Origin of the sequence: Hymenobacter defluvii (genome assembly GCF_017589435.1) — a bacterium.
Classification (GTDB): domain Bacteria; phylum Bacteroidota; class Bacteroidia; order Cytophagales; family Hymenobacteraceae; genus Hymenobacter; species Hymenobacter profundi.
Genome location: NZ_JAGETX010000048.1, coordinates 1 through 3,351 on the forward strand (window position 1 = coordinate 1; position 3,351 = coordinate 3,351).

A 3,351-nucleotide genomic window follows, 5' to 3' on the forward strand; every position below is an offset into this window, starting at 1 on the left:
TGGCTATAATTATCTGGATCAAGGTGGTCTCGTACTTTCTCAGCTAGCTAACCCTGATCTGAAGTGGGAACGTACACGCACTGCTGATCTGGGTGTTGACTTTGCCTTCTTGGACAACCGATTCTATGTATCGGCTGACGTATACAAGCGTAAGACCGATGATTTGCTACTGAATCAGCCTATCTCTGCCAATACTGGCTTTACAAGCTATAGCGCCAATATTGGTAATCTAGAAAACAAGGGACTTGAAATCAACCTGAATACGGTTAACGTTCGGGGCGTAGAAGGTGCTTTCAACTGGGAAACCAACTTCAACATCAGCTTCAACCGCAACAAAGTAACGGCCCTTTCCTCAGACACCAGCCCAACGGGTCTGGCTTCAGGATTTGCCAGCCGTCTTAAGGTAGGCGAGCCGCTAGGTGCTTTCTATGGATACCGTGTTGACCACATTATCCAATCGCAAGCTGAAATTAATGCGCTGAATGAAGCAGCGCGGGCAGCTACAGGTCGCGCTACTGCCACGTACCAAACGGCTAGCACTAGCCCTGGTGACATCAAGTTCAAAGACTTGAATGGGGATGGCGTTATCACTGCCGACGACCAAGAAATTATGGGTAATGCTCAGCCAAAGTACTACGGCGGTTTTGGCAACACGCTTCGCTATAAAGGCTTTGATTTGAATGTGCTACTTCAGTTCAACGTAGGCAATGAAATCTACAATTCGGTTAAGTCCTATACGCAAAGCATGAGCACATCATACGGGCAAGATAAAGCTGTGTTGAATCGCTGGACTCCAGAAAACACTAATACGGATATTCCACGCGCCGTTTACGGTGACCCAAATGCGAACAACCGTACCTCGGACCGCTTCTTGGAAGATGGCTCGTTTGCCCGCTTCAAGACTGTAACACTAGGTTACAACTTGCCAACAACGCTGCTTACGCGCATTCACATGCGCTCGGCACGAATCTACGCGCAGGCGCAGAATCTGGTGACATTCACTAACTATTCAGGTCTCGACCCAGAGGTAAACACCTTCTCGGGTAACAACCAGTCTTTGGGAACAGACTTCTTCGTTTACCCGCAGGCTCGCACCATCACCGGGGGCATCACGCTTGGTTTCTAATCTTCTTGCTCATTTCATTCATGTCCATATTTTCCTTTCATCAATTTGCTACTCGCTCAGCCCTGCTGCTGAGTTTGGGCTTAGCAGTCGGAGCCTGCGATAAGGCTATCGATGTAGAGCCTCGCAACGCCGTTAGCTCTTCCACTGGCTATGCAACCAAAGAAGACGCTGCTGCTGGTCTCCTGGGTGCTTATGATGCAGTGCAATCTACCGATTATCAAGGGGTAGGGTACTCTTCTATGGTAGAGCTAATAGCTGGCAACATCACGCACGTTGGCACCTATAATACTACCTACGGCTACGCTGGCCAGAACTTATTGCTGCCAGACAACGTGCAGATCAGCAACACGTGGAATATCATCTATGATGGTATTAATCGTGTTAATTATCTGCTGGAGCAGAGTGAAAATATCACTGATCCTGCTTTTCCCAAGCTCACAACCCAGGGGGAGGCACGCGCGTTGCGCGCCTATCATTACATGAATCTGCTAAGCGCCTGGGGCGGTTCCGAAAATGGCTATGGCTACGACGGGGGGGCAGGCGTTCCGCTCCGCCTTACTGCCACTACTGCTGTAGGCGAACAAACTGCTCCTATTGCCCGTGCTTCCGAAGCCGACGTGGCTGCTGCCATCCGTGCTGACTTAGATTTTGCTATTACTAACTTGACAGGCAATTCAGGCACGCGCATCACCAGGAATGCGGCACTAGCTCTACGCGCCCGCTTCGAGTTGCAGATGCGTAAGTATGAAGATGCGCTAAAGTATGCGAAGCAGGTGGTTTCTGTTCCCACAGATTTTGCGGGAGCTGCTCTTACTGGCACAACGGCGCCTGATGCTATTTGGCAAGTTGCTTTCTCTAATACTGATCAAAACTTTTACGCCTTTTATTGGTATCCTTCTCCAGGTGGGCGAAATGAGTTTAACCCTGGCCAAAGCTTAGTATCCGCGCACCCTGCCGGCGACAAACGACTGGCTATTAACGCCGCTACCAGCCCAGCCGGTACTACCTTAAAGTATACGCGCACAGCAACACGTGATGATCCATTCAATGCAGTGCGCTATGCTGAAGTAGTACTAACCATAGCTGAAGCAGCTGCCCGTACAGGCGACTTAGCAACTGCTACTACCCAATTGAATGTTATTCGTAAACGTGCTGGGCTAGCTAATACGCAGGCTACCACAGCCAACGACCTAGTAGCAGACATTCTATTGCAGAGAAGGCTTGAATTGGCTTACGAAGGCATTTATTGGTTTGATCTGCGCCGCACCAATACAGTTCAGCAAGCTTTGCCTACGTACACACAAACTTTCCGAAATCTATTCCCCCTACCTCAACGTGAGGTAAACCTGAGTAACAAGCTTACAGCCCAGAACACAGGTTATTAGGCCAAAGTAGATTAACAAAGAAGGTCCCGCTAATACTAGCGGGACCTTCTTTGTTATATAGTATCAATTCGTGCTACTACCTTTTCGCTTGGGCTATTACTCAACCAATTAAGTATCCTCTTTGCCACTTCATCCGAAGCAGCCAGCATATCATCTTGATGCAATGCCTTAAACCGCTCTGCCTCACTAAAACTTTGCTCGTCTGCTCCCCGAATTTGCTCTTGCATACCCGTATCTACTACCCCTGGCGCTAGCGCCCGGATGCGGATGCCAGACCCACGCAAGTCTTGCTCTTTCTGCGCTACCTGACTCAGCATTTCTAATGCTGCTTTGGAGGCACAATAGGCACCCCAACCATCCACAGGGCGCTGAGCGGCGCCGCTGCTGATGTTGAGAACAGTGCGCGGCACATTCAAACTAGAGTAAGCGCTCAAGAAAGTATTCATCAGCATAGCGGGGGCCACTAGATTTACATCGAATACGAAGTTGTAGTGCTCGTTGGTCTGTTCGCCTACGTAGGCTATTTCACCTAGCACACCAGCGTTGTTAATGAGCGTGATGCTGTCAGCGTCTGACCAAGCGGGGAATATCTTCGTGATGTTGTTTTGCAGCGCTTCCATATCCGATAGGTCCAGGGGCTGGTGCTGGTATCGGTCGTGCTCAATGGTGGCGTGGCGGGACACGCCTAGCACTTTGGTATCGGGGTAGGACAGCACAGCCTCTGCAAGGGCTTTGCCTAAGCCGCGGCTAGCGCCTGTGATAATGTAGTATTGCATGGAATGAGTAGATGAAGTACGGAAACGGGCGGGCCGATCAACGGCGCACTGCCCTCTGCGGTAA

3 protein-coding genes are annotated in these 3,351 nt (G+C 50.1%); 2 read left to right on the forward strand and 1 reads right to left on the reverse strand.

What is annotated here, in order from left to right; translation table 11 throughout:
- A partial coding sequence (locus J4D97_RS22655; protein ID WP_208309575.1) for a TonB-dependent receptor domain-containing protein occupies positions 1 to 1,126 on the forward strand: 1,126 nt, incomplete at its 5' end.
- 20 nt (positions 1,127 to 1,146) lie between these two features.
- Positions 1,147 to 2,511 carry a RagB/SusD family nutrient uptake outer membrane protein gene (locus tag J4D97_RS22660; protein ID WP_208309576.1) on the forward strand — a complete coding sequence of 455 codons (1,365 nt, stop codon included), beginning with the start codon at positions 1,147 to 1,149 and terminating at the stop codon, positions 2,509 to 2,511.
- 53 nt (positions 2,512 to 2,564) lie between these two features.
- Here the strand turns inward: J4D97_RS22660 and J4D97_RS22665 are convergent, their stop codons facing one another.
- Positions 2,565 to 3,287, reverse strand: coding sequence for an SDR family NAD(P)-dependent oxidoreductase (locus J4D97_RS22665; RefSeq protein WP_208309577.1), 723 nt, complete (start codon positions 3,285 to 3,287; stop codon positions 2,565 to 2,567).
- Between the last annotated feature and the right edge of the window lie 64 nt (positions 3,288 to 3,351).

What these genes read in the sequence shown, in the direction of transcription:
- J4D97_RS22665 (WP_208309577.1), bottom strand. Translation starts at nt 3,287, where the DNA reads ATGCAATACTACATTATCACAGGCGCTAGCCGCGGCTTAGGCAAAGCC.
- J4D97_RS22660 (WP_208309576.1), top strand. Translation starts at nt 1,147, where the DNA reads ATGTCCATATTTTCCTTTCATCAATTTGCTACTCGCTCAGCCCTGCTG.